Below are 2,343 nucleotides of genomic sequence, written 5' to 3' on the forward strand. Positions count from 1 at the left end.
GCTTCGGGATGGCGATCGAGCCGGCGCGTTTCCGGCGATCGCGGCAGCGCGACCAGCAGCGCGGCCTCGGCCAGGGACAGGCGCTTCGGCTCCTTGCCGAGATAGCCGATTGAGGCGGCGCGGATGCCTTCGAGATTACCGCCATAAGGCGCCAGCGCGAGATAGAGATCGAGGATCTGCTCCTTGCTCATGCTGCGCTCGATTTCGATCGCGCGCACCATCTGCCGCAGCTTGGCATAGAGCGAGCGCTGCCGCCGCGGCTCCATCAGGCGGGCAAGCTGCATGCTGATCGTCGAGCCGCCCGAGACGATGTGGCCGCGCGTCGCAAGCTGCAAGGCGGCACGGCCCAGCGCCAGCGGGTCGATGCCGTCATGGGCGTAGAAGCGCTGGTCCTCATAGGCCAGCAGCAGTTTCAGATAGGTCGGGTCGACGTTGGACCTGGCATCGACCGGCAGGCGCCAGCGGCCATCCGCCATCGCATAGGCACGCAGCAGCTTGCCGTTGCGATCGACGATGGTGGTCGAGACTTTCCGGGCCTCGTCACGCGGCAGCGGACCGAGCGAGTAGACCCAGCCGACGAAGCCGAGGATGGTGAGGATGAGGATGAGTGCAAGGGCTGAGAGGACACGCATGATGGTGCGCCCTTCTCTCCCGCCGTCGTTCCGGGATGGTCCGGAGGACCAGACCCGGAACCTCGAGATTCTCAGGCGCGCAATTGCGCGCCGTAGTTCGGCTCTTCGAGCCGCCCCGGAATGACGAGAGCTGTTATCACCGTCGCTCATCCCACCACTCACTTCGCCGCCCGCACCTCGACGTTGCCGGTGCCGGTGCGGCCGTAGCGCGAGGGATTGTACATGTCCTCGACATAGGCCTGCGGCAGCACGTATTTGCCCGGCGAGACGGCGCGCACGATATAGGCGACCGTGAAGACCGACTTGGAGTCCGAGGCACGGTCGACTGCCGCGGTGAAGCGATCGTCACGGAACTCGGTGTCTTCAGGCTCCTCGCCGTCCTCGATCCAGTCCAGCGTGCCACTGTCGCCCGACGACACCAGCTTCGGGTTGTCGATCTCGAGGCCCGCGGGCAGATAGTCGGACACCATGATGTGGCCGTATTCGGGCTTGGCCTCGGTGATCTTCAGCACCACCGCGAAGCGCTGGTTCTGCTTGACCTTGCTGATGTCGGCCGGCTTGCCGTCGAGCGTGAAGTAATTGCGCTCGATCTTGAAGCCGTTGGATGCCGCCGGCTCCGGCGTCACCGGCGAGCCCGACACCGAGACCACGGCCTGCACCGGCGCATCGCCGGTGTTGGTGATCTTCAGCGGCTTGCCCTCCAGCGTCACAGCCTTGTAGCTGCGATAGAGCGCGGTCTTGACCGGCTGGCCGTCCACTTCCATGGACAGGTTCTCCTTGGCGAGCGCACGTGCGGCGAGCACCAGCCACGCATTCTCCTGCGTGGAGGTGTAGGGCGTCAGCCCGCGCGCGGTCTCGACCCGCGACACCGCCTGCGTCAGCGTCGCCTTCGGCGCGTTGCCTTCGCTGGCAAGCGACACCAAAGCTGCGGCATCGCGAAGCTGCGAGCCGTAGTCGGTGCGTCCGAACTCCAGCACGGGCTTCGGCGCGAGGCTGTCGAGGGCGGCACCATAGACCCGTTCGGCGCGGTTGCGGTCGCCGACCAGCGCCAGCGCCGCCGCGAGCTGCGACTTCGCGATCGGCGTTGCCAGGTTGGCAAGCTTGGTATCGGCGAGATATCGGAGATCGCCGATGGGTGCCGCGCCGTTGCGCGCGAGCACGTAGAGGCCGTAGGCGAGATCACGCCCACCGTCCTTCTCCGGCTCGTTGCCGTTGACGACGGAGTTGCGGATGCGGTCGAGCGCGTTCTTGAACAGCACGTCCGGCACCACAAATCCCTTCTCGCGGGCGCGGGTCAGGAAGTCCGTCACGTACGCATTCAGCCAGGCATCTTCGCCCCCGGCCGACCACAGGCCGAACGAGCCGTTGGAGCCCTGGCGCGCGAGCAGCCGCTCGATCGCATCGCGGATGCGCTGGTCGACCTCGGTGTCCATCGCCAGATGCGCGCCGGCCGCAAGATCATTGACGTAGAGCAGCGGCAAGGCGCGGCTCGTGATCTGCTCCGAGCAGCCATAGGGATAGCGATCGAGCGCCTTGAGGATCGTCGCCGCGTCGAGCGCCGTCGACAGGCTCGCCGAGACGGAGACGCTGCCGGTGCCCGGCACGAGGTCGGAGAACATGTCCGAGGTCAGCGTCAGGCTCTCGCCCTTCGCCAGCGTCCGGATCGACCGCCGCGCCAGCACCTGCGTCGCCGCCTTGACGTCAAACGCAT

The 2,343-nt window shown here is 66.8% G+C and carries 2 protein-coding genes; both read right to left on the reverse strand.

What is annotated here, in order from left to right; genetic code table 11:
• Positions 1–632: transglycosylase domain-containing protein (locus tag MOV75_RS34975; RefSeq protein WP_247007621.1), on the reverse strand; the 632-nt coding region annotated here is incomplete at its 3' end.
• A gap of 158 nt (positions 633–790) precedes the next feature.
• A partial coding sequence (locus tag MOV75_RS34980; protein ID WP_369010490.1) for an alpha-2-macroglobulin occupies positions 791–2,343 on the reverse strand: 1,553 nt, incomplete at its 5' end.

Source organism: Bradyrhizobium sp. PRIMUS42, from assembly GCF_023006515.1.
Taxonomy (GTDB): Bacteria; Pseudomonadota; Alphaproteobacteria; order Rhizobiales; family Xanthobacteraceae; genus Bradyrhizobium.